We start from the raw sequence: 25,884 nt of genomic DNA, 5'->3' as shown, positions 1-25,884 counted from the left end.
GGGGTGAATCTTGATGATCAAAATGAATCGCTACGCACTGATTGCCGCGCTGGCGATGTTTCTCTCTGGCTGTGTGGCGCAACGTGAGCCCGCCCCCGTAGAGGAAGTGAAGCCGGTGCCGGAACAGCCCGCGCAGCCGCAACAGCCGGTGCCGGTTGTACCAACGGTGCCAAGCATACCGCAGCAGCCGGGTCCGATTGAGCACGAGGACCAAACGGCGCAGCCGACGCCACGTCAACGTCACTATGACTGGAACGGGGCTATGCAGCCGATGGTCGGTAAAATGCTGCAGGCTGACGGCGTCAAAGCGGGAGGCGTTCTGCTGGTTGATAGCGTGAATAACCGGACCAACGGCTCGTTGAACGCCGGTGAAGCCACCGAGACCTTGAGGAACGCGCTGGCGAATAACGGCAAGTTTACCCTGGTTTCCGCCCAGCAGTTGGCTGTCGCCAAACAGCAGTTAGGTCTGTCGCCGAACGACAGTCTGGGAACGCGCAGCAAAGCGATTGGTATCGCCCGTAACGTTGGCGCACAGTATGTGCTCTATTCCAGCGCCTCCGGCAACGTCAATTCGCCGGCGCTGCAAATGCAATTAATGCTGGTACAAACTGGCGAGATAATCTGGTCAGGTAAAGGTGCCGTACAGCAACAATAACCGGCTGACGCGCGACGAGGTGTTGTCGCGCTATTTCCCGCAGTATCATCCCGTCGTAGCCAACCAGAGCGGCCTGAGCGGCGGGAGCTGCATCATCGAACACGATACCCACCGCTTAGTGTTGCGCTGTCATCACGACCCTGACGCGCCGGAATCGCATTTCTTACGCCACTATCACGCGTTAAAGCATCTGCCTGAAAGCCTTGCGCCGCGCCCCCGCTTTTATATACGTGGGTGGATGGCGGTCGACTTTTTTCACGGTAAGGTTGAATCCAGATTACCGGACGCCGACGAACTCGCTGGCTTATTGTATCATCTGCACCAACAACCCCAATTGGGCTGGCGAATCAGTCTGCTGCCGCTACTCGAACAGTACTGGCAGTGTGGCGATCCGGCGCGTCGCACGCCATGCTGGTTGCGAGCGTTGAAGCGGCTCAGGAAAAGCGGTGAGCCTCGACCTTTGCGTCTGGGGCCTCTGCATATGGATGTCCACGGTGACAACATCGTACGTACAGCATCAGGGCTGCGGCTGATTGACTGGGAATATGCCGGAGACGGTGATATCGCTCTGGAGCTGGCGGCGGTTTGGGTCAACGACGAATCTCAGCACCAACGGCTGGTTAGCGCCTACGCCCAACGAGCGCACATTGAACAAAACGCGCTGTGGCGGCAGGTCAGACGATGGCGGCCCTGGGTCATAATGCTGAAAGCGGGGTGGTTTGAGTATCGCTGGCGACAAACCGGCGATCGACAATTTATCAGGCTGGCCGATGAAACCTGGCGGCAGCTAATAATGAAAGGATAAGGAGAGCAGTGTGGGCCCAGTAATGTTGGATGTCGAAGGGTATGAGCTGGACGCTGAAGAGCGTGAGATTCTGGCGCATCCGCTGGTAGGTGGGTTGATCCTCTTTACCCGAAATTATCATGACCCGGAACAGTTGCGTGAATTAGTGCGCCAGATTCGCGCGGCATCACGCAATCATCTGGTGGTGGCGGTAGATCAGGAAGGCGGTAGGGTACAGCGTTTTCGCGAAGGATTTACGCGTCTGCCCGCGGCCCAATCCTTTGCTGCGCTGCACGGTCTGGAAGACGGCGGCAATCTGGCTCAGGACGCCGGATGGCTAATGGCCAGCGAAATGATCGCAATGGATATAGATATCAGTTTTGCGCCGGTGCTGGATGTGGGGCATATCAGCGCGGCGATTGGCGAACGCTCTTACCATGCCGATCCGCGGAAAGCGCTGGCTATGGCGACCCGCTTCATTGACGGTATGCATGCTGCTGGCATGAAAACTACCGGTAAACATTTCCCCGGGCATGGGGCAGTGACGGCGGATTCGCATAAAGAAACCCCAACCGATCCACGTTCAGAAGCCGAAATTCGTGCAAAAGATATGTCCGTGTTCCAGACGTTGATTACGGAAAACAAACTCGATGCCATTATGCCTGCGCACGTCATCTACAGTGACGTGGACCCGCGTCCGGCGAGCGGTTCGCCACACTGGCTGAAAACGGTGCTGCGTCAGGAGCTTGGTTTCGATGGCGTCATTTTCTCCGATGATTTGTCGATGGAAGGGGCGGCGATTATGGGAAGCTATGCGGAGCGTGGTCAGGCATCGCTGGATGCGGGTTGCGATATGATCCTGGTCTGCAATAATCGTAAAGGCGCGGTCAGTGTGTTAGATAATCTGTCGCCGATCAATGCAGAACGTGTTACACGTTTGTATCATAAAGGTTCATTTTCACGTCAGGAACTGATGGACTCGGCACGCTGGAAGACGGTAAGCGCCCAGCTCAACCAGCTTCATGAGCGCTGGCAGGAAGAGAAAGCAGGTCATTAACGCAAGTTTGGCGAGGATGCGATGATTATCTATTTACACGGTTTTGACTCTAACAGCCCGGGCAACCACGAAAAGGTGTTGCAGCTGCAGTTCATCGACCCGGATGTCAGGCTGATTAGCTACAGTACGCGGCATCCTAAACATGACATGCAGCATCTACTGAAAGAAGTGGACAAAATGCTGCAGCTTAATGTGGACGACCGTCCGCTGATTTGTGGCGTGGGGCTCGGGGGATATTGGGCTGAACGGATTGGTTTCCTGTGTGATATTCGTCAGGTAGTGTTTAATCCCAACCTGTTCCCGTATGAGAACATGGAAGGAAAAATCGACAGGCCTGAAGAGTATGCCGATATCGCGACAAAATGCGTGACCAATTTCCGCGAAAAGAATCGCGATCGCTGCCTGGTGATCCTGTCACGTCATGATGAAGCGCTCAATAGTCAGCGTTCGTCAGAAGAGCTGCATCATTTTTACGAGATAGTCTGGGACGAAGAGCAGACGCACAAGTTTAAGAATATCTCCCCGCATTTGCAGCGCATCAAAGCGTTCAAGACGTTAGGTTAATCCTCAATGAACGTGTAAAAAACCAGCCTCCGGGCTGGTTTTTTGTTCTTAAAGTTCGTGTTGTCTATCTTTTCAGCATCAAAACTTGATACACATCAATTTTGGTATGACCAATGCACCGTTCGTGTTATTCTCACTCTCGAAGAACATTTTCATTATCGTAACTTGTTGTTAATTAAAGGCTATACCTATAACTTTTAATTAACAATTGGTTAATAAATTTAAGGGGGTCACGTTGACTACACCATTAAAAAGAATCGTGATTGTCGGCGGCGGTGCTGGCGGACTGGAAATGGCGACGCAGCTGGGTAAAAAGCTGGGGCGCAAGAAAAAGGCCAAAATCACGCTGGTGGACAGAAACCACAGCCATTTATGGAAACCGTTGCTGCATGAAGTCGCGACGGGTTCCCTGGACGAAGGCGTGGATGCGCTGAGCTATCTGGCGCATGCCCGTAACCACGGTTTCCAGTTTCAGTTGGGTTCGGTGGTGGATATCGATCGCGAAGCGAAAACCATTACTCTTGCCGAGCTGCGCGATGAGAAGGGCGAGCTGCTGGTTCCTGAGCGCAAAGTCCCGTATGACACGCTGGTGATGGCGTTGGGTAGTACCTCCAACGATTTCAATACGCCGGGTGTCAAAGAAAACTGCATTTTCCTGGATAACCCGCATCAGGCGCGTCGTTTCCACCAGGAGATGCTGAATCTGTTCCTGAAGTATTCCGCGAATCTGGGCGCTAACGGCAAAGTAAATATCGCCATTGTCGGCGGCGGTGCGACGGGGGTTGAACTCTCAGCCGAGCTGCACAATGCGGTAAAACAGCTGCACAGCTATGGTTACAAAGGGCTGACCAACGAAGCGCTGAACGTTACGCTGGTAGAAGCCGGTGAGCGTATTCTGCCTGCGTTGCCGCCGCGTATTTCCAGTGCTGCGCATAATGAGTTAACCAAACTGGGCGTACGCGTACTGACCCAGACGATGGTAACCAGCGCTGATGAAGGCGGACTGCATACCAAGGATGGCGAGTACATTGAAGCCGATCTGATGGTGTGGGCTGCGGGGATCAAAGCGCCAGACTTTATGAAGGACATTGGCGGTCTGGAAACCAATCGTATTAACCAACTGGTGGTTGAGCCGACTCTGCAGACCACGCGCGATCCCGACGTGTACGCGATTGGCGACTGCACTTCCTGCGCTCGCCCGGAAGGTGGTTTTGTGCCGCCGCGCGCTCAGGCTGCGCACCAGATGGCAAGCTGCGCAATGAACAACATTTTGGCGCAGATGAACGGCAAGCCGCTGAAAGCGTATCAGTACAAAGACCACGGCTCTCTGGTTTCACTTTCTAACTTCTCTACCGTGGGTAGCCTGATGGGCAACTTGACCCGTGGTTCGATGATGGTAGAAGGGCGTATTGCGCGCTTTGTGTACATCTCACTGTACCGCATGCACCAGATTGCTCTGCACGGTTACTTTAAAACCGGTCTGATGATGCTGGTTGGCAGCATTAACCGGGTGATCCGCCCGCGTCTGAAACTGCATTAATACGGCTTATGGCGTCGGATGATTGTACTTATCCGGCGCCTTCCTTCAGAGTTCTCCGAATCATCCTGCCTTCGCTCCTCCTCGTGCTATTTTCATCCGTAATCTGATTGGCATTCCTTACCTTCTGTTGCAAAGTTGTTGCTAATAGCAAAAAAGGAGGAAGTCCCGTGAATAAATCTATGTTGGCGGGTATAGGGATTGGCGTAGCTGCTGCGCTGGGTGTTGCAGCGGTGGCCAGTCTTAACGTTTTCGAGCGTGGCCCACAGTATGCACAAGTTGTCTCTGCAACACCGATTAAAGAGTCGGTAAAAACACCGCGCCAGGAGTGTCGGAACGTGACGGTCACGCACCGTAAGCCGGTACAAGATGAAAACCGTATCGCGGGTTCCGTGCTGGGTGCGGTTGCTGGTGGCGTTATCGGCCATCAGTTTGGCGGCGGACGCGGTAAAGATATTGCTACCGTGGCCGGTGCTTTAGGCGGCGGTTATGCAGGTAACCAGATCCAGGGTTCGATGCAAGAAAATGATACGTACACTACTACGCAGCAGCGTTGTAAAACGGTGTATGACAAATCTGAAAAAATGCTGGGCTACGACGTGACGTACAAAATTGGCGATCAGCAGGGGAAAATCCGTATGGATAAGGACCCCGGCGCGCAAATTCCGTTGGATAACAACGGACAGTTGGTACTAAATAACAAAGCGTAAAATAGCATTATCCTGAACATTAGCCCCCCATTCGCTCAGGCTGGGGGGCTTTTTTTATCAGAAGGTTAAGGCGTAGTTCAGACCAAACGTGCGGCCCCGGCCCTTGTATTCATACAGTGACGGGCTACCGTAGGTTGGGCTGTACAGCAGTGGCGCACGTTGTCCCCACAGCGTGGTGTACTCTTCATTCAGCAGGTTTTCCACGCTAAAGGTCAGTTTACCCAACGGGAGCTGATAGCTGCCGATAAAGTCCATCGTGTTATAGCCGTCCAGCTTATTGCCGCTGGCGTCCGTCAGATCAAATGTTTGCTGGCTCTGTACGCGCAATGTCCACGGTTCAGGTGCCCAGCCGACCCACGCGGTGGCTTTGGACGGGGAAGCCAGGGTGACATCCCATTTCTGCCACTTACCGTTTTGCTTCACTTCCGATTTAATGACGTTGAAGTTGCCGCCCAGACTCCAGTCCGTATCCGCAATGAAATAATCCACCGCACCTTCAAGGCCATAAATGCGGCGATCGTCGGGCTGGACGTTAATGGTCATATCGCTGCGGTTGATAACGATCGATTTATCCGAAGTGGAGTAGTAAGCGGCCAGCTGCGTGCGCAGACTGTCGCCAGTGTAGCGCCATCCCAGTTCGTAGGAGTTAACTTTAATCCCCTCCAGGCGTGAGTCCGCCACGTTGACGCTGCGCTGGAGCTGGTAATGATCGCCAACCAGGGAATAGGTGCCGTTACCGTAATATTTCCCCGGGTCCGGAAGCTCCACGCCCTGAGAGAAGTTAAACCATGTCTGCTGACGGTCGGTCAGGTGGGCGAGGATACCGGCGTTAAACAGGAAATTATCGTAATCGGTTTTACCGCCAGGAATGGTATCGGCGGAGTTTGCCAGGCCGGTGGCAATTCCCTGTTGTTGGGCATAGCCAACGAAATCATCCACCCTGTTTTCGGTCCATTGATAGCGCACACCGCCGCTGAGGGTAAAAATGTCGTTAATGTCATAGCTGTTCTGCAGGAAAGGCGCGAAGTTGGTGATGCTGTAACCGGGGTAACGCCCGGTGGTATAAGCGGTTCGGTTGTCCATACCGCCGGAGGGCAGGGACCAGGCCAGATCGAAGAATTTCTGATTGGAATCGAAGGTTTCGTGATCGGCATCGACACCCCACGTCAGCTCCCAGTTATCCATCAGCTGGCTGTTGAGGGTGATTTTGGCACCAAACTGGTCTGTGTCCTGCTGCGATGCGGAGAAACTGGTGACCTTGCCTTTGCTTAGCGTAGGGAAGGGGTAGAATTTCAGCGATTCGTCACGGTAATAGATTTGGCTGACCAGGTTCTGGCCGAAGAAATCTGCGTCTGAATACTGCAGGCTGATCAGATGACGCTCGGTGCCGGGAATACGATCGGAATTCAGTCCGCTGCTGGTATAAGCCTTACCGTTTCCCGTCACGGCGGACATGTTCTCGCCAAGATCCAGTCCGTAATCGTCATCCCCCTGGCTCTTATAATACTGCGTAACCAGTTGTAACTGACGGTTGTCGTCAAGCTCAATCGTTCCGGTGCCCATCACGTCCAGACGATCGGAGTGCTGCAGGCCGGTTTGGGTGTTATCCAGCAGCAGGGCATCGTGATTGCCGTCATACCAGCCGCCAAACCGTTGATACGCGACGGACATGCGCCCGGAAGCGCGATCGGTTCCTCCGCTCACCGCCGCGGCAACGCGTTCATCATGATCGTTACTGTTATTGAAGCCGCTTTTACTCCCCAGTTCGAGTTCTACTTCACGCTCCGGCTGGCCTTTTTTGGTGACAATGTTGATTAACCCACCGGTACTGCCGCCACCATACAGTGAGGTAGCGCCTGAGATGACTTCAATGTGTGCGATGTTAAACGGATCAATAGAATCAAGTTGACGACTGTCAGTACGCTAGGAGTTCAGACGGACACCGTCTATCAGTACTACGATGGCACGACCGCGCATATTCATGCCGTAGTTTGTGCGCCCTTGGCTGCTGACATCGATTCCTGGGATTAACTGAGCAAGAACATCTTTGAACTCTTTCCCCCCCTGAACCTGCTGTTCAATCTCGCTTCCTTCAATAACCCAGGTCGTTTGCGCCATTTCTGCCACGGTGCGTTGACTACGGTTGGCACTGACGATGAGGTTATCTTCCTCAGCCGCGATGGCTGGGAGAGTTAAAGACAACAAGAGAGGATTGAGCACCCAGAGACGCTTATGCATTTGTATTCCTTTTAAAAAAGAGTCGAGCTGTTTTTGTTATGGCGGTAGAGAAACCGATGGTTACATTGTGAAACAGGCGTTAAAACAAATGCGAATATTGCTGATAATAATTGTTGTTATCAATACATTTTACAAAAAATGATCGGATAAGATGATGAAAACACTGAATAATGTAGGGGTAATCCGCGGGAATCTAACCGGGGGCTTAATCAGCTCCCGGTGGTGTCAGTACTGCGGGGAAATAGCGGGAAAGGGTTAAACTTTGATAAGTTCAGGCCACAGTCGCAGAGTCGTGTGTGCGATCTGCATCAGTTTTTCAAACGTCGCGCCTTCACGGGCGCTGATCGACATACCCTGTAAAATACAGTTCAGGTATTCGGCCAGTTTTTGTACGTCGCAATGGGCCGGAATTTCGCCTCGTTGCTGGCGCTGGTGAAGGAACTGGGTAAGTGTCTGTTCCTGCATGGCATGGCGGGATTTCACCGTGTGCGCAATATCCCGGGAAGAGGCCGCCAGTGTCGCAGATGTGTTAATCATGAAACATCCCGCCGGGGTGTCTTTACTGGTAAAGCAGGTCGCTATTGCGGTGAAATAGTCTTCCAGCGCGCACTCAAGACTTTTTTCTTCACAAAATAACTGGGCTTCATGTTTCGCCGCGAAGCGAGTGATGTAGCGGTCCAGTACGGCACGAAACAACCCCTCTTTATTGGTGAACTCCGCATACAGCGTGGGCGCTTTTGCGCCGGTTGCTTCTACCAGATCGGCGAGCGATGTCGCTTCATACCCGTGCTGCCAGAAGAGTGTCATGGCCTTATCAAGCGCGGCTTCCCTGTCGAACACTTTTGGTCGGCCACGGCTTTTTTTAGCACAACCTGTCATTTCAGTTGTCATGGCGCCGATGTACCTTTGTTGGGTTTATTGAATAACCATTATAAAAATATTCGACTGCACACTCCAGCGGATTAACGATAAAAATAATTTAACGCTATTGATATGAAAAATAAGGTCTTTGTATTTTATATAACGATCATTATAAAAAAATGTTGACGTGTGACCTGGATCACATCTATGATTTACCTATCGATCGTTAAGTTAATCTTTGCGACACACATTCATCTGCTAAAGGTCACTATCATGAAAAACGTAAAAACTCTGTTTGTTGCTGCTGTTCTTAGCTCACTCTCATTTGCAAGCTTTGCTGCCGTTGAAGTTCAGGCCACACCTGCGGGCCAACAGAAAGTCGGTACTATTTCTGCGAATGCGGGGACTAACTTAGGTTCTCTGGAAGATCAACTGGCGCAGAAAGCGGATGAGATGGGGGCGAAGTCTTTCCGTATTACTTCCGTTACCGGTCCTAACACCCTCCACGGGACTGCAGTTATCTACAAATAAGATTTAACCCATCGCAATGCCACTGCGAGTTAAATAAAAAACCCCCGAGGAATAAAATCCAGCGGGGGTTTTTTATGCGCTGAATTACAGCGGTTGTTGAGCAACGTCGTGATGACGGGTGACATCGACCGGCATGCCTGAGCGAATCTCCATCGCATGTTCCATGACGGCAGAGTCCGTTTGCGCCGCATTCTTAAACGTCTGCATGGATGCGTTCAGCACGATCGGCAGCAATTGCGGGTCGTCATTGATTTTTTCGGACAACGGCTGATGTACTTCAACCAGGCGCACGCCGTTAGGTTCAACAGATGCTTTGATTGGCGTATTGATAATATTGACCTTGGTTCCTGGCTTCACCTGACGGAACAGAGTTTCGATATCACCGTCGCGTAGACGAATACAGCCGGAACTGACGCGCATTCCGATGCCAAAGTCAGCATTAGTTCCGTGCAGCAGGTACACACCGCCGTATGCCGCTAAGCGAATGGCATGATGGCCCATCGGGTTATCCGGCCCGGCAGGCACCACGGCAGGAAGGTCGATCCCGTTCGCTTTGTATCGCGCGCGGATATTTGCCGTAGGCGTCCAGGTCGGGTTGGCACGTTTATCAGAGATGGTGGTTACCATTGTGGGCGTCAGCGTGTCACCGCCTAACTGGCCAATACCAATAGGATACACGGTCACCGAATTTGTCCCTGGCTGGTAATAATAAAGACGCAGTTCGGCGAGGTTGATAACAATGCCTTCGCGTGGCGCATCCGGCAGCAGGGTTTGTAACGGAATAGTCAGCACGCTGCCCGGGCGTGGTACGTAAGGGTCAACGCCGGGGTTGGCCTGTAGCAGCGCCAGAAAGCCGACATTGTATTTTTTCGCAATCGCTTCCAGAGAACCGCCATTGTCTTCGACAACGTGAACGGCATTCTGACCCACCACGCGGCTTCCCGGTGGCGGCAGCGGCCAGGTATTTGCCTGGGCCGGAAGTGCTAACGCGAAGGTCGCGGCAAGCGTAAAAAATGCTAACCAGCGAGAGAGTCGTTTATTGTTTAACATCACCATAAATCCATTGTTTTTACGTGGTTTTTATTATGTAAAAGTAAACAAGAATTATGGCGGTTTGCAGTGTCGGGAAGTGCAGGGAAGTGCAAAGAGTTTGTAAATTCATCAGGCCGGGTGAGTGGAGGACTCACCCGGCTTGACGCTAGGCTACGGCGTTCTCTTCAAGCTGGCGCATAAACTGGCGAACCCAGTCGATCCGTGCTTTACGCTCGCCCAACTCCTGCATGAATTTCAGGCGTGTTGGACCATCCAGACGGAAGTGTTGCGGTTGTTTTTGCAGTAAACCAATTAGCCAGACCGGGTTAACGTGGTTTTTCTCGGCAAACTCAATAGTACCGCCTTTTTCATTGCCTTCGAGCTTTCTGATCCCCAGTTTCTGTGCCTGCTGGCGTAAACGGGCAATATCCAGCAACGTCCGGGCCGGGTCGGGCAGCAGGCCAAAACGGTCTATCAGCTCGACCTTAATTTCTTCCAGCTCGGTTTCGCCTTTCGCACTGGCAATGCGCTTATAGAACGACAGTCGCGTGTTGACATCCGGGATATAGTTATCCGGCAGAAGCGATGGCATGCGCAGTTCGACTTCGGTTTGCTGGCTGGTGAGATCTTCCAGCGACGGTTCACGCCCTTCTTTGAGCGCATCGACAGCGTTTTCCAGCAGCTCCATATACAGTGAGAAACCGATGCTTTCCATGGAGCCACTTTGATCTTCGCCCAGCAGTTCCCCAGCGCCACGAATTTCGAGGTCGTGGGTCGCCAACGCAAAACCTGCACCTAAATCTTCCAGCGAGGCGATGGCTTCCAGACGTTTTTGTGCGTCGGTGGTCATCGCTTTTGGATGCGGCGTTAGCAGCCAGGCGTATGCCTGATGGTGTGAGCGTCCCACACGACCCCGTAGCTGATGCAATTGCGCTAAACCGAAGTGGTCAGCTCGTTCAATGATGATAGTGTTGGCAGTGGGAATGTCGATCCCGGTTTCGATAATGGTGGTACACACCAGCACGTTAAAACGCTGATGGTGGAAATCGTTCATCACGCGTTCCAGTTCGCGCTCGCGCATTTGCCCGTGGCCGATACCAATGCGCGCTTCCGGCACCAGTTCCGCTAATCGGTCAGCGGTTTTCTGGATATTTTCGACGTCGTTAAAGAGATAATAAACTTGTCCCCCGCGCATAACTTCACGCAGGATAGCCTCGCGTACCACCAGGTTGTCATATTCGCGCACGAAGGTTTTGACCGCCAGACGACGAGCGGGCGGTGTGGCGATGATCGACAGATCGCGCATGCCGCTCATCGCCATGTTGAGCGTGCGCGGAATTGGCGTTGCCGTCAGAGTCAGAATATCTACATCCGCGCGCATTGCCTTGATACGCTCTTTGTGGCGAACGCCGAAACGGTGCTCTTCATCGACAATCAGCAGCCCCAGATCTTTTAGCTTCACATCCGCTTGCAGCAGTTTGTGAGTGCCGATGAGAATATCGATTTTACCTTCGGCAACCTGCTCCAGAATCTGCGCTTGCTCTTTGGCGCTACGGAAACGGGACAGCATCTCAATGCGTACCGGCAAGTTGGCAAAGCGGTCGCGGAAGTTGTCGAAGTGCTGCTGAGCGAGCAGAGTGGTCGGTACCAACACGGCAACCTGCTTGTGATTCTCTACGGCGAGGAAGGCGGCACGCATCGCGACTTCGGTTTTACCAAAGCCGACATCGCCACACACCAGGCGGTCCATGGCCAGCGGTTGACACATATCGCTGAGTACCGCGTTGATCGCCTGCGCCTGGTCCGGCGTGGTTTCAAACGGGAAGCTGTCGCAAAACAGCTGGTACTGTTCACGGTCATGCTTAAAGGCAAAGCCTTCTTTCGCTGCGCGCTGGGCATAAATATCCAGCAGCTCTGCCGCGACATCGCGGACTTTCTCAGCGGCTTTCTGTCGGGCGCGTGACCAGGCATCACCGCCCAGTTTATGCAGCGGCGCATTCTCTTCCGCGCCGCCGGCGTAGCGGCTTATCAGATGCAGCGACGACACCGGCACATACAGTTTGGCGTCGTTGGCATAGGTGAGCATCAGGTATTCACCGGTAATGCCGCCTGCTTCCAGCGTGGTCATACCGGCATAGCGACCCACGCCGTGCTCCAGATGCACCACTGGCTGACCGGGATGCAGCTCCGCGAGGTTACGAATTAACGTATCCGGGTTGATGGTGCGACGAGAATCCTGGCGGCGGCGCGCCACGCGTTCACCGAGCAGATCGCTTTCACAAATCAGCGCCAGATTGCGTTTGCTATCGATGAAGCCGTGCTCGGCTGAGCCAATCATCAGATAACGACCGTTGCCTACGGCTTCGTCGAGTCGCAATATCCGCTTCGGCGCGACTTTGATGCGGGCGAGCAGTTCGCCTAGTGCTTCCCGGCGTCCTTCACTTTCCACCGAGAAAATTACCGGACCGGTAAAGCCTTCAAGGAATTTACGTAATGCATCTAACGGTGCTTTTTGCTGTGCCTGAACGGCGATATCCGGCAGTTTCTGGAACCCGAGGTTGGTATTCGCCGCTTTCTTCGGCAGACTCTCGGTTTTCAGCTGAACACGCGGCCAGCGTTTAAGTTCAGAAAACAGCTCATCAACCCGCAGCCACAGCGATTCCGGTGGCAGAAGCGGGCGCATCGGATCAACGCCGCGATTCTCAAAGCGTGACAGGGTATCGGCCTGGAAGCGTGCAGCGCTGGTCTCGATATCGCCAGTATTTACTAATAACGTATTGGCGGGGAAGTAGCTGAACAGCGGCGGCAGCGGCTCGCTGAAAAACAGCGGCTGCCAGTATTCAATCCCCGTAGGTAACGTGCCTTTGCTGACCTGTTGATAAATATGCTCGGCGTCGCGTTTTACCTCAAACGTATCACGCCACTGACTACGGAACAGCTCGATGGCCGTTTTGTCAGTCGGGAATTCGTGTGCGGGCAGCAAATTAATGGCATCGACTTCTTCCAGCGTGCGCTGAGTGTCAGTATCAAACAAACGCAGGCTGTCGATTTCGTCATCAAAGAAATCCAGACGATAAGGCAATTCGCTGCCCATCGGGAACAGATCTAACAACGCGCCACGCGTGGCGTATTCGCCGTGTTCCATGACCTGATCAACATGGCGGTAGCCAGCACTGTCCAGTTGTTCGCGCAGGGCGTCGCGCGAAAGCCGCTGGCCTTTTTTCATGACCAGCGCATGACCGTGCAGATAGTTGTGCGGACAGACACGCTGCATCAGCGTATTTACCGGAACGATCAGCACGCCGCGCTGCATGGCGGGCAGTTGATACAGCGTGGAGAGCCGTGAGGAGATAATCTCCTGATGGGGAGAAAAGCTGTCATAGGGAAGCGTTTCCCAGTCGGGCAGGTTCATCACCATCTGGTCAGTAAACTGACGAATTTCATCATGCAGACGCAAAGCATTTTGCATGTCCGGCGCGATCAGCACCACTGGACCCGCGTGACGTTCGGCGATTTCGGCGACCAGCGTTGCGCAGGCTGCACCCGTAAGCTCACCCAACTGGCGCTGATCGGAAGCGCCCGTTGGGAGCGTGTAACGATGTTGTTCAGGCATTCGGTTGTCAGGATCTCGTTTAGATATACATCTGATAAGCAATGTTCTTTATTATCCGTGATCGTTTCTCATAAGCAAATTGATTCGCCCCCAAATGGGGGCAAAAGCGCGTAGGGGTTAGCGCGAGGCGAGCGATAAAGAGGGCGGGGAAAAGAGCAGATCGGCCACGGTTTTTTGTGAAATCTTACGCACCAGCAGGCCAAACAGGGTGCACAGCAGCATACAGGCGAACGGATACACCAGTAGCAGGGCCAGCTCCGCGTATGCAGGCCAGGTGGCATGATTGATTTTGGGGATAAGCGTTAAGCTGAACAGCTCAACCAGAATACGGTGTGTGGTGTAGATGGCGATGGTATTGGCGCCAATCACGCTTAACGGACTGGACGCGCGTATACCAAAGTGGAGCTCGAACTGATAAAACAGCTTCATGATCAACACAATGGAAAGGAGAGAAAGCAATAGCGAGACATTTGCCAGCCACGCGACGACGGCGACGATTGTGCAACCCAGAACAATGACCGCATGACGGCGCAGGGGCACCTCCTTGATCCACGCCATCAGCGTTGCGCCAAACCATGCGCCGAGGCTATACCAGGGCAAATTGCGAATCACGCTGTTCATTCCCCACCACGGGGTCGGGAAAAAATTGATCGCCACGCTCAGCGCCACAAATAATGCTAACAACGGCATCGCCCAACGGCTGAAAATTTTACACAGAACAAAATAGACAATCAGCGCGTACAGATACCACAGGCTGGTGCTGGCGGTCAGCATCCCGTGGGTAAAATCCGCAATCGAATCCGCATAAGCGGCGTTGGCGGCATGGGTCAGATCGCGCTGCGGGGCGAGCCAGTTATTGAGCGCCACCAACGCCAGCCATTGCACCACTCCCCAAAGCACCAGCACCCAGGCGATACTCCAGATCCGTTTATCCACGCAGGTTGTCCACGGGACGTTATCGATGTAGCGGCGGATCAGATACCCCGAAATAAAGAAAAACACCGGCATGCGAAACGGTGCCAGGTACAAATTGAGGTAAATCCAGCATTTGCTCAGCACCTCTGACAGTGGATGCTGAAAAGTGGTGAGGTGCGGGTAAAATGTGATCACCGAGTGGTAAATCACCACCAGGCAAATGCATAACCCCTTGATTTGATTAATCCATAGTTCTTTTTTATTCATTGAGACGGCGCATCCATATTGATTGCAATAGCCTGCCATCCTGCGCAACCCGCTGTGCGCTGTAATGCGTAACTGTCTGCATTTTGTTTTTTTAGGATAAAGGTCAGGGATCGGGGTTGTAGGGAAGAGGGACAACTTTAGCGGTTTGATTTATTTATACTTTTAAGAATAGTGCTGACGAACACTTACGGTTCAGTCATTTACCCATTCCGCTTTCGCTTATATACTCGTGACTTTGCTAACAGCAACCAGACGGATTTCATGTACCAACCTGTCGCTCTATTCATCGGCCTGCGTTATATGCGTGGGCGTGCAGCAGATCGCTTCGGTCGCTTCGTTTCCTGGCTCTCCACCATTGGCATTACTCTCGGGGTAATGGCGCTGGTTACGGTGTTGTCGGTGATGAACGGTTTCGAGCGCGAGCTGCAAAACAATATTCTTGGCCTGATGCCTCAGGCCGTCCTCTCGTCTGAACAGGGTTCTCTAAACCCGCAACAGCTACCGGAAAAAGCGGTGGTGTTGAACGGCGTCAACCGCGTTGCACCGATAACCACGGGGGATGTGGTACTGCAAAGTGCGCGTAGCGTGGCAGTCGGCGTGATGCTGGGTATTGACCCGGCGCAAAAAGATCCATTAACGCCATATCTGGTCAATGTGAAGCAAACAGATCTGCAGCCGGGTAAGTATAATGTCATCCTCGGAGAGCAGCTTGCCGGGCAACTGGGTGTTAATCGTGGCGATCAAATTCGCGTGATGGTGCCCTCAGCCAGCCAGTTTACCCCGATGGGGCGTCTGCCGAGCCAGCGTCTGTTTACGGTAATTGGCACCTTCGCCGCCAACAGCGAAGTCGACGGCTACCAGATGCTGACCAACATCCAGGATGCGTCACGTTTGATGCGTTACCCGGTGGGCAATATTACCGGCTGGCGTCTGTGGCTCAACGAGCCGTTAAAGGTTGATACGCTGAGCCAGCAAACGCTGCCGCAAGGTACCAAATGGCAGGACTGGCGCGAGCGCAAAGGGGAATTGTTCCAGGCCGTGCGTATGGAGAAAAACATGATGGGGCTGCTGCTTAGCCTGATCGTGGCGGTGGCGGCATTTAATATTATTACCTCGCTGGGTCTGATGGTAATGGAGAAGCAAGGGGAAGTGGCGATTCTACAAACGCAGGGGCTGACGCCGCGGCAGATAATGATGGTGTTTATGGTTCAGGGGGCCAGTGCCGGGATTATCGGCGCGCTGCTGGGCGCGGTGCTGGGCGCATTACTCGCCAGTCAACTGAACAACCTGATGCCAATTATCGGTGTGCTTCTGGATGGGGCTGCGCTGCCGGTCGCCATTGAGCCGCTGCAGGTTATCGTCATTGCGCTGGTGGCGATGGCCATCGCGCTGCTGTCTACGCTTTATCCTTCCTGGCGCGCTGCCGCCACTCAACCCGCTGAGGCTTTACGTTATGAATAAGATCCTGTTGCAATGCGACAACCTGTGCAAACGCTATCAGGAAGGCACAGTGCAGACCGATGTACTGCACGATGTCAGTTTTTGCGTCGGTGAAGGTGAGATGATGGCGATTGTCGGCAGCTCCGGTTCCGGTAAGAGTACGTTGCTGCATCTGTTAGGCGGGCTGGATACGCCAACTTCCGGCGATGTCATTTTTAGCGGTCAGCCGATGAGCAAACTCTCGTCGGCGGCGAAAGCGGAACTGCGCAATCAGAAGCTGGGCTTCATTTATCAGTTCCACCATCTGCTGCCGGACTTTACCGCGCTGGAAAACGTGGCGATGCCGTTGCTGATCGGCAAGAAAAAACCGGCTGAAATCACCGAGCGCGCACGGGATATGCTGAAAGCAGTAGGGCTGGACCATCGTGCCAGCCATCGTCCGTCTGAACTGTCAGGCGGTGAACGCCAGCGCGTGGCCATCGCTCGTGCGCTGGTGAATAACCCGCGCCTGGTACTGGCGGATGAGCCAACGGGTAACCTTGATGCGCGTAACGCGGACAGCATTTTCGAGCTTCTGGGTGAGCTGAACCGCTCTCAGGGCACGGCATTTTTGGTGGTGACACACGATCTGCAACTGGCGAAGCGCATGAGCCGCCAGCTTGAAATGCGCGATGGTCGCCTGACGGCTGAACTGAGCCTGATGGGAGCTGAGTAATGGCTTCGCCTTTATCGTTATTGATTGGTCTGCGTTTTAGCCGTGGTCGGCGGCGCGGCGGCATGGTCTCGCTGATTTCCGTGATTTCCACCGTTGGCATTGCGTTGGGCGTAGCGGTGTTGATCGTCGGCTTAAGCGCCATGAACGGATTTGAGCGTGAGCTTAACAACCGTATTCTGGCCGTGGTGCCGCACGGTGAGATTGAAGCCGTGAATCAGCCGTGGAACAACTGGCAGGAAGCGCTCGACAAGGTACAGAAGGTACCAGGCATTGCTGCTGCGGCGCCTTATATTAACTTTACCGGGCTGGTGGAGAGTGGGGCGAACCTACGCGCAGTGCAGGTGAAGGGCGTTGACCCGCAGCAGGAGCAGCGTTTAAGCGCGCTACCCTCGTTTGTGCAAAACCACGCATGGGATAATTTCAAAGCGGGTGAGCAACAAATCATTATTGGTAAGGGAATTGCCGATGCGCTGAAGGTGAAGCAGGGCGACTGGGTATCGATTATGATCCCTAACGCCAGTGCGGATCATAAGTTACAGCAGCCTAAACGCGTGCGTTTGCACGTCACGGGGATCCTGCAACTGAGCGGTCAGCTCGATCACAGTTTTGCCATGATCCCAATGGAAGATGCGCAGCAATACCTGGATATGGGATCCAGCGTTTCCGGGATCGCGCTGAAAGTGAACGACGTGTTTAACGCCAATAAGCTGGTGCGAGACGCGGGTGAAGTCACCAATAACTATGTGTACATTAAGAGCTGGATCGGTACTTACGGTTATATGTATCGCGATATCCAGATGATCCGCGCCATTATGTATCTGGCGATGGTGCTGGTGATTGGCGTGGCCTGTTTTAATATCGTTTCCACGTTAGTGATGGCGGTAAAAGACAAGAGCGGCGATATTGCGGTATTAAGAACCCTGGGGGCTAAAGATGGCCTTATCCGTGCCATTTTTGTCTGGTACGGCCTGCTGGCGGGGCTGTTCGGTAGCCTGATAGGCGTCGTCATTGGGGTGGTTGTCTCGCTGCAATTGACGCCGATCATTAACGGGATTGAGGCGCTTATCGGCCATCAGTTCCTGTCCGGCGATATCTATTTCATTGACTTCCTGCCATCGGAATTACACTGGCTGGATGTGATTTACGTGCTGGTGACAGCACTCGTGCTGAGTCTTTTGGCAAGTTGGTATCCGGCGCGTCGCGCCAGCAATATTGATCCTGCGAGAGTACTTAGCGGCCAATAACAATATATACACGAAAGCATTCATGCGGCGGTAAGGCGGCAAACCGAAATCTCCATGAGCATAGACAACGATGTGACTGGAGGGTGAGTGCGCAGCCAACCCCAAGGCATCTTGAAGGATGACGTGTATCAAGGAGCGGTGATGTATTACGGATTTGACATCGGCGGAACCAAAATTGCGCTGGGCGTGTTTGATAAGCAACGTCGTTTGCAATGGGAAACACGCGTCCCTACGCCTCGCGACAGCTATGACGCTTTCCTTGATGCGGTCTGCATTCTGGTGACGGAAGCGGACCAGCGGTTCGGCGTTAAAGGTTCGGTAGGCATCGGCATTCCTGGCATGCCGGAAACGGAAGACGGCACGCTGTATGCGGCCAACGTTCCTGCTGCCAGTGGTAAGCCGCTCCGCGCCGATCTCAGCGCTCGCCTTGACCGCGATGTGCGTCTGGATAACGATGCTAACTGTTTTGCTCTTTCCGAAGCCTGGGATGACGAGTTCACCCAATATCCACTCGTGATGGGGTTGATCCTCGGCACCGGTGTTGGCGGCGGTCTGGTGCTTAACGGGAAATCTATCACCGGGCGCAGCTATATCACCGGCGAGTTTGGTCATATCCGTTTGCCAGTCGATGCGCTGACGTTGATGGGCTTTGATTTCCCATTGCGCCGCTGCGGGTGCGGTCAACTGGGATGCATCGAAAGCTATCTTTCCGGCGGTGGATTTGCGTGGTTGTATCAGCATTACTACCATCAATCGCTGGATGCCCGTGAAATTATCGCGCTGTGGGAGCAGGGTGATGAACAAGCACGTGCCCATGTTGAACGCTATCTGGATTTGCTGGCGGTGTGCCTTGGGAATATCCTGACTATCGTCGATCCTGATTTGGTGGTGATTGGCGGAGGCTTGTCGAATTTTACCGCTATTACGACGCAACTGGCGGACCGACTGCCACGTCATCTGCTGCCGGTTGCCCGGGTGCCGCGTATTGAGCAGGCGCGGCACGGTGATGCGGGCGGGATGCGCGGAGCCGCTTTCCTACATCTTACCGATTAATACAAAGAGGTTGTTATGCTGTCGCGCCGGGGTCATCGGTTAAGCCGCTTTCGTAAAAATAAACGCCATATGCGCGATCGCCTGCGTCAACGAATCTTTTTCAGAGACAGAGTGGTGCCTGAATTGATGGAAAAACCAAGAGTGCTGGTACTGACGGGAGCGGGAATCTCCGCTGAGTCAGGAATTCGAACCTTTCGCGCGGCGGATGGTCTCTGGGAAGAACATCGGGTAGAGGACGTTGCGACTCCGGAAGGATTTAGTCGTAATCCGCAACTGGTCCAGTCGTTTTATAACGCCCGTCGTCGTCAGTTGCAACAATCAGAAATCCAGCCTAACGCGGCGCATATCGCGCTGGCAAAACTCGAAGCCGAGCTGGGCGACCGTTTTTTACTGGTGACGCAGAATATTGATAACCTGCATGAACGTGCGGGCAGCCAGAACGTAATCCATATGCACGGCGAACTGCTCAAGGTTCGCTGTTCTCAAAGCGGGCAGATTCTGGAGTGGACTGGCGATGTGACAGCGGAAGATAAATGCCATTGTTGCCAGTTTCCGGCGCCACTGCGCCCGCACGTGGTGTGGTTTGGTGAAATGCCGCTGGGCATGGATGAAATTTATATGGCACTGGCAATGGCCGATGTGTTCATTGCGATTGGTACATCGGGCCATGTATACCCGGCAGCGGGGTTTGTGCATGAAGCTCGACTACATGGGGCGCATACGGTAGAGCTAAATCTCGAACCGAGCCAGGTAGGAAGCGAGTTTGAAGAGAAGTATTACGGTCCGGCAAGCCAGGTGGTGCCTGAGTTTGTTGAGAAATTATTGAAAGGACTGTGATTTTTATGCCCGATACGCGCAGCGCCATCGGGCATTCCTTACAACGCTGAATTAACGTCCTGCTTTCAGCTTCTGATAATACTCTTCATAGATAGCGCTGGCGGAACCGACATCGTTCTGCCATTCCCCTTTGTTGATGGTTTCTGCATCAGGGTAGAGGGTTTTATCGTTCGCGACTTCAGGGCTTAACAGCTTACGTGCTGCCAGGTTTGGCGTCGGATAACCGATGGTTTCCGCGACTTCTTTCGCCACGTCCGGGCGTAGCAGGAAGTTAATCAGCTTCAGCGCAGCTTCTTTATTTTTTGCGTTCGCTGGAATAGACAGGCTGTCCATCCAGAAAATCCCACCTTCTTTCGGCCATACCACTTCCAGCGGAGTACCTGCCTGACGCGCAACATACGCGGAGCCGTTCCACACCATCCCCAGATTGACTTCGCCTTCCATATACGGGTTGGCCGGGTTGTCAGAGTTAAATGCCGCGACGTTAGGCATCAGCTTCTTCAACTCGTTATAGGCGGCTTCAATCTCTTTAGGATCGGTGGTATTGCCGGAGTATCCCAGCTTGCGCAGCGCCATCTGGAACACTTCACGCGCATCATCCGTTAACAGCAGGCTACCTTTGTACTCCGGTTTCCACAGATCGGCCCAGCTGGTTACTGTTTTCGGGTCGATGGCATCGCTATTGATGCCAATGGCCGTCGCACCCCAGATATACGGGATAGAGTAGTCATTGTTGGGGTCGAATGGTTTGTTGAGCATTTCCGGATCGAGGTTGTGGAAGTTGGTCAACGTCGACTTGTCGATCTTCTGGATCATGCCTTCTTTGCGCATTTTATCGACGTAATAGGTGGACGGAACCACCAGATCGTATGCGCCGTCTTTATAGGTTTTGAGCTTGGCGTACATGGTTTCGTTCGACTCGTAGGTCGAATAGATAACCTTAATGCCAGTCTCTTTGGTGAACTGCTCCAGCAGTCCAGGCGGGACATACTCGGTCCAGTTATAGAAATAGAGCGTGTTGTTGTCATTAGCGTGAGCGGCGCTCATGCCCAGTGCCAGAGCACCCGCCGCGAGCAGGTGGCGTGACCATTTTTTCATCATTTAACGTCCCCTGAATTAAGGGCCTTAGCGGCCCTTGGTTTTATCACGTGCAATAAGCTGGCTGGCAATCACCATAACCAGCGACAGAACCAACAAAATGGTCGCCAGCGCGTTCACCTCTGGTGATACGCCGACTTTTACCATTGAGTAGATTTTTAACGGCAAAATTTCATAACCAGGCCCGGTGACGAAGGACGACACGACGACATCATCCATCGACAACGTAAAGCTCAGCAACCAGCCGGCAGCCACTGCAGGCATTGCCAGAGGCAGTATAATCTTGCGCAGAATAGTCACTTCACTGGCGCCGAGATCTTTGGCGGCTTCAAGCATTCGTACATCAAAACCTTTCAGACGTGAGTAAACCGTCACCACCACAAAAGGTAGACAAAAAGTGATATGCGAGAACAGCAGTGACCAGAAACCCAGTTGAATGCCGATCAGCATAAACAGCACCAGCAAAGAAATCGCCATTACGATATCCGGCGACATCATCACCACGAACAGCATGCCGCTGACAAACGGTTTACCGCGAAAACGGTAGCGGTACAGTGCAACCGCTGTGAGTGAGCCGATCAGCGTGGCAAACGTGGCGGATAGCACTGCCATCGTCAGCGAGTGTTGCGCTGCCTGTAGCAGGCTATCGTTGTTCATCAGCAGGCCGTACCATTTGGTGGTAAAACCTTGCCAGTTGATGCCAAAGCGCGAGCTGTTAAAGGAGTTCACAATCAAAATAATGATTGGAATATACAGATACGCGTAGATGGCGGTCATAAAACCGCCTCTGAGCAGCCGACCGATCATTCGCGTTTCACCTTCTTGTTCAGAAGGCGCGATGTTTTCAGAGTATTGAAAATAATCAACTTTTTCTCTTCTCCAAAATCTCTCCAAAACTTCCCGCCAAAACAGATAGCCAAAAAGAAGCAGCTATCACTAAGGCCGCGAATTTTACAACAATTTTTAGGATGATCGGGAAAAAAAGGCCATTTAAATGACCAGCTTTACTCATTGCTGACTGCGAGTGGCGGTATAGCAATCGGTTCAGGGAACTATTAGCGCACGCTGCCGCTGTGGTGGTAAAGAGGAGGTACTTGACTGCAAAGCCACGAAAGAGCATGGCGTCCCAGTGTTTGAAACCTGTGAACGCTGCAGGGAGCATGCTTAACGAAGGGTAACGAAATTGACGGGAATAGTGGTTTTTTGGATATCAATTTCCTGGCCCGGTGGTAACAAAAAACAGAAAACACCAGAACGGCGTTTTACGCTATCTACAGCGTAAATTTCTTGAATCACCCTGTTTTACGACACAAGAATTTACCTTTAATGACACCGTCAAAGAAACGGCCTTTAGATTGCACTGTGAGAAAAGAGTTATAGATGCTTTCAGGAACGCCCACATACTGGAAAGTTGAAGAATTTACGAACCCAATCTCCAGTATCTTTTCTAATGGGTAGTAACCAATAAATTTTATTTTTGATGAAATCATTGCCTGTCGTTGCATTTTTTCTCCTTCAAATTTTTTAATTTTCCTTCTCTGATAATACACTGATATGAAACAAAAGGAGCATAGTTTTGTAAATGTTATGGCTATTTCAGAATTTACTGGTTGGATGAAATGATTTTCTTTGTTGCTTTAATTTCCTGAACTGCGAAAAATAGCACGAAAATTTGTTGCTGGATTTTTACGGATTGAAATGAGATTTCCTTTAAGTGACTGATAAATATATTCTATTTTATTTTTCGTTATCCAGGGGACGACCGGCTGTATGTTATTGCTGGTGAACAGAACTCATTGATTATGCTGTCTCAGTTTCCATTTCTAAGATTTTGCGAAAAATTAAATGAAAAAATAACTTGCTATTGTTTGTGGGGTGTGTGATTAATGAGGGGTTGGTTAGGTACACAGACCCATTAAAGCGGTTTAGTAAAGCAGTTCTCATCTCAAGCGTTATCCACAGATAATCCTTTCTTTTGAGCCTTCTTATCGTTACTAATTAGATTGTGTGCGAAGCCCTTTTCGCCGTAAGGCTACATAGAATTTAAGGAATTACCTGTGTCTAATAAAATGACTGGTCTAGTAAAATGGTTTAACGAGTCTAAAGGTTTTGGTTTTATTACCCCTGACAATGGTAGTAAAGATGTGTTTGTACACTTCTCTGCTATTCAGAGTGGTGGCTTCAAAACGCTGAATGAAGGCCAAAAAGTTGAGTTCAGCATTACTGCTGGTGCAAAAGGGCCGTCAGCTGAAAACGTTGTAGCTGCCTGATATTTCTCCTGATGTAAACTAATATACGATAGCGAAGACGGTGAATGCCTGAGTAGATATATTAGTTTTTCAGAAACTCAACATCTGTCAACATAAAGCTGAACAGATGTCTGAGTCTAATCATTGGGTAGAACAGTTGAAATGATTATTTTATGAATGTCATTTGTTGTTTTACCTCAGTAGTTTTTCTTGCACGCTTAAGTGCATTCGTAAAAGCTAACAACATCCAAAAAATCGCTGGTGCTATAATATAAAGAAAATTATATTATTTTAGATTCCTCATGTGAACTGATAAGAAATATTTATTTTTTATTGCTTTTAATAGTGAGTTGTAACCTGATACTGAAAACCAAGAGAAATTATTAGTTAAATAGATCTTTTGGATATCACTGCGGTAGTGAGTGTTGTAGCAAATAAAGGCTAACATCATGACCGACCATATTTATTTTAAGTGCCCTTGTTGTCATGGGTCACAGTACAGAACTTCCCATTTTGATGTGACTGAGAAAAATCCCTTTGGTGCAAAGTGTATTTTTTGTAAATCATCAATGATCACACCTGATAACTATGCGCCATATACTTCCAGTAAATCAAATGAACAGGTGTTGCGAAAGTAACATTTGGCTCTGACCTTCCAGTTAAGGCGGCAAGATTCATTATCATTGCCAGGCACTGGTTTAAGTCCAACAAGGGCCGTCAGTCAGCTACTACCTCATCGAATTGAGCAGGCGACTTTTGAACTTGCAGGAGACGAGGGTTTGATCCTCTATGGTTACACCATGAATAAAAACCTCGTTCTAACGGGGTTTTGTCATTTCAGGGTTATCCGTGCAACATACAAGTAAGTTGGGCAAAGAATTGTATTTTTTGTTTTGCTATTAACATCATGTCTGATATGTAACGGTATTACTAATAACCATATAAAGGGCAACGCATTGAGAATCATACAAAACCATATTATGGCCCAGGAAATTGGTGAAACAGTTATCCAGCTACTTGAAAATGGAAAAAGGGTTACGACAGGGAATATCATTGATTTGCTCGAACGGAAAAGTCATGCCTTGCACGGTCAAGAGGCCGATGAGATAAGAGAAATATTGATATTTATCAGGAAAAAATCTGTTCTGTAAACGAGTTATAAATCACGTACGGTGCTCACGGATTATGGTTTCTCAATCAAAGACCTACTGAGAGGCATCCAGCCTGGTAGTGCAAAAATCTTCTTTTCTGGCCCACACAATAAAATAGGCCTTTTTCATTACTAAAAGATAGGTTGTGATATCTGGACGGTGTGAGGCAATAATGATTACATATTTGTCGATTGACATTGAAATTAATTTTTTTCTGTAAGCGCTTTTGTGATTAGGGTTGATAGTGCTTCAAGTTGGATAGCAAGCTGAATGCTCAACCAAACATATCCGTGAACGGCGCTTTCAATGATTTCCTCGCCCTCATTGGCGAGTAAAAGACAATGCAACTCTTTAGTAATTTCGAGAAGATGCTCGCTATTTGATGCTATCGGCGTTGGGTTTCCTTCATGCAAGGCATGTGCGAGGGTGTTGAGGGTGCTACGGGTCATTTGTTCCATATCTGACAGCGTGTGAGTATTCAATATGAGAAATCGACTGCCACGGGATGCCCAGTGGGCATTTATCTGAAATTTTTGCGCCGCAATCATATCGCGGGTTATCGATTGAATTTCTTCAAGTAGACTCTTCGCAATCTTTGTTTCTTTATTTACTGGTGTAATAAGGCTGCGCATTTTTACTACATTATTCAACGCACGTGTTTGAAGTTTGGTCATTCTCGGGGGCGCAAGAACGTTTCGGGAGACTCCCGCAGTTGTTATTTTTAGATAATCAGAAAGAAAGTCGGCAAGTTGTATACGCCAGTTAATGAATGCTCTTTGGGGAAAAATGCTGGTAAACAACATCGCCAGAATGCATCCTATAATAATGTTGGTGCTTCGCCACAATGCTGTTTGTAAGTCTCCTGCAGGAGCGCTGCTGACAACCGCTAGCGTGATACCAATCAATAATGCGGCATAGGGACGTTTACTCATGGCCAGAAAACCACAAAGGAAAGCTGCGCATCCACACCACAGCATCATCATAGTGAGAGAATACATTTCAATGTGTAATGCGATGATCCCCAAAATCGCACCCCCTACAGTTCCCGCCATACGTTCAAGTGCCCTGGGTATCACATTGCCCATGTAACTAATTGGTCCCATGACCACAACCAGTGTAATCAGGGGCCAGGAGTGGTCTGGTAAATTCAACATTCTTATCAATAAGAAAGTTATAACAAATGCTAAAGCAATACGGATCCCATGAACTACGCGATAGTTGCGGTAAATCTTAAGTTCTAAAGGACTTATCGGTTTATTCCGTTCAATGGAAAAAATATTGTTTTTCATTGGTTAAAATCTTTAACATAGACAGAATTATAAAGAATGTTCAG

At 51.2% G+C, this 25,884-nt stretch carries 24 protein-coding genes and 2 pseudogenes; 16 read left to right on the top strand and 10 right to left on the bottom strand.

What is annotated here, in order from left to right; genetic code table 11:
• Nucleotides 1–13 precede the first annotated feature (13 nt).
• From lpoB to HV302_RS15115, 6 genes are all read left to right on the top strand, one after another.
• The gene (gene lpoB, locus HV302_RS15140) at nt 14–655 is read left to right on the top strand and encodes a penicillin-binding protein activator LpoB (protein WP_016152673.1); all 642 of its coding nucleotides are present in this window, start codon (nt 14–16) and stop codon (nt 653–655) included.
• Nucleotides 636–1,460 (top strand): thiamine kinase, encoded by an 825-nt coding sequence (gene thiK, locus HV302_RS15135; RefSeq protein ID WP_053390188.1) that lies wholly within the window; start codon nt 636–638, stop codon nt 1,458–1,460. The genes lpoB and thiK overlap by 20 nt, the downstream gene beginning before the upstream one ends.
• A gap of 10 nt (nt 1,461–1,470) precedes the next feature.
• Nucleotides 1,471–2,496, top strand: a complete 1,026-nt coding sequence (gene nagZ, locus HV302_RS15130) for a beta-N-acetylhexosaminidase (RefSeq protein WP_016152675.1) — start codon at nt 1,471–1,473, stop codon at nt 2,494–2,496.
• A gap of 21 nt (nt 2,497–2,517) precedes the next feature.
• The gene (ycfP, locus tag HV302_RS15125) at nt 2,518–3,060 is read left to right on the top strand and encodes an alpha/beta hydrolase YcfP (protein ID WP_003030817.1); all 543 of its coding nucleotides are present in this window, start codon (nt 2,518–2,520) and stop codon (nt 3,058–3,060) included.
• 235 nt (nt 3,061–3,295) lie between these two features.
• A complete protein-coding gene (gene ndh, locus HV302_RS15120; RefSeq protein WP_181626219.1) occupies nt 3,296–4,600 on the top strand; it encodes an NADH-quinone dehydrogenase in 1,305 nt (434 codons plus the stop codon).
• Between the two features lie 167 nt (nt 4,601–4,767).
• A complete protein-coding gene (locus HV302_RS15115; protein ID WP_003030814.1) occupies nt 4,768–5,307 on the top strand; it encodes a glycine zipper 2TM domain-containing protein in 540 nt (179 codons plus the stop codon).
• A 57-nt stretch (nt 5,308–5,364) separates the two neighbouring features.
• On the opposite strand, the pseudogene HV302_RS15110 reads toward HV302_RS15115, so the two are convergent.
• Together HV302_RS15110 and comR are read right to left on the bottom strand one after the other, a co-directional pair.
• A pseudogene (locus HV302_RS15110) lies at nt 5,365–7,545 on the bottom strand (TonB-dependent siderophore receptor).
• A gap of 255 nt (nt 7,546–7,800) precedes the next feature.
• Nucleotides 7,801–8,436 carry a TetR family copper-responsive transcriptional repressor ComR gene (gene comR, locus HV302_RS15105; RefSeq protein ID WP_016156207.1) on the bottom strand — a complete coding sequence of 212 codons (636 nt, stop codon included), beginning with the start codon at nt 8,434–8,436 and terminating at the stop codon, nt 7,801–7,803.
• Nucleotides 8,437–8,679: 243 nt separating this feature from the next.
• Here comR and bhsA point away from each other — a divergent pair, with 243 nt between their 5' ends.
• Nucleotides 8,680–8,937: a multiple stress resistance protein BhsA gene (gene bhsA, locus HV302_RS15100; protein ID WP_029139491.1), complete on the top strand. Its 258-nt coding sequence runs from the start codon at nt 8,680–8,682 to the stop codon at nt 8,935–8,937.
• An 84-nt stretch (nt 8,938–9,021) separates the two neighbouring features.
• On the opposite strand, the gene ldtC is transcribed toward bhsA, so the two are convergent.
• From ldtC to HV302_RS15085, 3 genes are all read right to left on the bottom strand, one after another.
• Nucleotides 9,022–9,987, bottom strand: coding sequence for a L,D-transpeptidase LdtC (ldtC, locus tag HV302_RS15095; RefSeq protein ID WP_016156209.1), 966 nt, complete (start codon nt 9,985–9,987; stop codon nt 9,022–9,024).
• 148 nt (nt 9,988–10,135) lie between these two features.
• The gene (mfd, locus tag HV302_RS15090; protein WP_191212326.1) at nt 10,136–13,582 is read right to left on the bottom strand and encodes a transcription-repair coupling factor; all 3,447 of its coding nucleotides are present in this window, start codon (nt 13,580–13,582) and stop codon (nt 10,136–10,138) included.
• A gap of 117 nt (nt 13,583–13,699) precedes the next feature.
• Complete coding sequence (locus HV302_RS15085; protein WP_181626214.1) at nt 13,700–14,764, bottom strand: acyltransferase family protein; 1,065 nt, start codon at nt 14,762–14,764, stop codon at nt 13,700–13,702.
• A 261-nt stretch (nt 14,765–15,025) separates the two neighbouring features.
• Here HV302_RS15085 and lolC point away from each other — a divergent pair, with 261 nt between their 5' ends.
• The 5 genes from lolC to cobB all read left to right on the top strand — a co-directional run bounded on the left by lolC (nt 15,026) and on the right by cobB (nt 20,053).
• On the top strand, nt 15,026–16,225 hold the full coding sequence (gene lolC / locus HV302_RS15080) for a lipoprotein-releasing ABC transporter permease subunit LolC (protein ID WP_003030806.1): 1,200 nt from the start codon (nt 15,026–15,028) through the stop codon (nt 16,223–16,225).
• A complete protein-coding gene (gene lolD / locus HV302_RS15075; protein ID WP_003832278.1) occupies nt 16,218–16,919 on the top strand; it encodes a lipoprotein-releasing ABC transporter ATP-binding protein LolD in 702 nt (233 codons plus the stop codon). Before lolC ends, lolD begins: the two co-directional genes overlap by 8 nt.
• Nucleotides 16,919–18,163, top strand: a complete 1,245-nt coding sequence (gene lolE / locus HV302_RS15070) for a lipoprotein-releasing ABC transporter permease subunit LolE (protein ID WP_016152683.1) — start codon at nt 16,919–16,921, stop codon at nt 18,161–18,163. Before lolD ends, lolE begins: the two co-directional genes overlap by 1 nt.
• A 141-nt stretch (nt 18,164–18,304) precedes the next feature.
• Nucleotides 18,305–19,216, top strand: coding sequence for an N-acetylglucosamine kinase (nagK, locus tag HV302_RS15065; protein WP_181626212.1), 912 nt, complete (start codon nt 18,305–18,307; stop codon nt 19,214–19,216).
• 15 nt (nt 19,217–19,231) lie between these two features.
• Entirely contained in the window at nt 19,232–20,053 is an 822-nt protein-coding gene (cobB, locus tag HV302_RS15060; RefSeq protein WP_181626210.1) for a Sir2 family NAD+-dependent deacetylase, read from the top strand.
• A gap of 51 nt (nt 20,054–20,104) precedes the next feature.
• On the opposite strand, the gene potD is transcribed toward cobB, so the two are convergent.
• From potD to HV302_RS15045, 3 genes are read right to left on the bottom strand one after another with little or no spacing between them, the layout of a single operon-like run.
• On the bottom strand, nt 20,105–21,151 hold the full coding sequence (potD, locus tag HV302_RS15055) for a spermidine/putrescine ABC transporter substrate-binding protein PotD (RefSeq protein WP_046274797.1): 1,047 nt from the start codon (nt 21,149–21,151) through the stop codon (nt 20,105–20,107).
• A 27-nt stretch (nt 21,152–21,178) separates the two neighbouring features.
• Nucleotides 21,179–21,958 carry a spermidine/putrescine ABC transporter permease PotC gene (gene potC / locus HV302_RS15050; protein ID WP_003030794.1) on the bottom strand — a complete coding sequence of 260 codons (780 nt, stop codon included), beginning with the start codon at nt 21,956–21,958 and terminating at the stop codon, nt 21,179–21,181.
• Between the two features lie 55 nt (nt 21,959–22,013).
• Nucleotides 22,014–22,163 (bottom strand): hypothetical protein, encoded by a 150-nt coding sequence (locus tag HV302_RS15045; RefSeq protein WP_181626208.1) that lies wholly within the window; start codon nt 22,161–22,163, stop codon nt 22,014–22,016.
• Nucleotides 22,164–22,196: 33 nt separating this feature from the next.
• On the opposite strand from HV302_RS15045, the pseudogene HV302_RS15040 reads away from it, so the two are divergent.
• Nucleotides 22,197–22,304 (top strand): annotated as a pseudogene (locus HV302_RS15040) (antitermination protein Q); the annotation flags it as partial.
• 139 nt (nt 22,305–22,443) lie between these two features.
• On the opposite strand, the gene HV302_RS15035 reads toward HV302_RS15040, so the two are convergent.
• Entirely contained in the window at nt 22,444–22,656 is a 213-nt protein-coding gene (locus tag HV302_RS15035; protein WP_016152687.1) for a KTSC domain-containing protein, read from the bottom strand.
• Nucleotides 22,657–23,208: 552 nt separating this feature from the next.
• Here HV302_RS15035 and cspE point away from each other — a divergent pair.
• The 3 genes from cspE (at nt 23,209) to HV302_RS15020 (ending at nt 24,551) form a co-directional block, all read left to right on the top strand.
• Nucleotides 23,209–23,421 (top strand): transcription antiterminator/RNA stability regulator CspE, encoded by a 213-nt coding sequence (gene cspE / locus HV302_RS15030; RefSeq protein WP_005127641.1) that lies wholly within the window; start codon nt 23,209–23,211, stop codon nt 23,419–23,421.
• Between the two features lie 428 nt (nt 23,422–23,849).
• A complete protein-coding gene (ymcF, locus tag HV302_RS15025) occupies nt 23,850–24,038 on the top strand; it encodes a cold shock small protein YmcF (RefSeq protein ID WP_071600303.1) in 189 nt (62 codons plus the stop codon).
• A gap of 342 nt (nt 24,039–24,380) precedes the next feature.
• Nucleotides 24,381–24,551 (top strand): hypothetical protein, encoded by a 171-nt coding sequence (locus tag HV302_RS15020; protein ID WP_223949811.1) that lies wholly within the window; start codon nt 24,381–24,383, stop codon nt 24,549–24,551.
• Between the two features lie 203 nt (nt 24,552–24,754).
• Here HV302_RS15020 and HV302_RS15015 read toward each other — a convergent pair whose 3' ends face one another.
• Nucleotides 24,755–25,840, bottom strand: coding sequence for an FUSC family protein (locus tag HV302_RS15015; protein ID WP_181626205.1), 1,086 nt, complete (start codon nt 25,838–25,840; stop codon nt 24,755–24,757).
• Nucleotides 25,841–25,884 lie beyond the last annotated feature (44 nt).

The organism is Citrobacter sp. RHBSTW-00859 (assembly GCF_013729795.1).
Taxonomy (GTDB): Bacteria; Pseudomonadota; Gammaproteobacteria; order Enterobacterales; family Enterobacteriaceae; genus Citrobacter; species Citrobacter braakii.
This window is presented reverse-complemented; position numbering and strand designations above follow the sequence as displayed.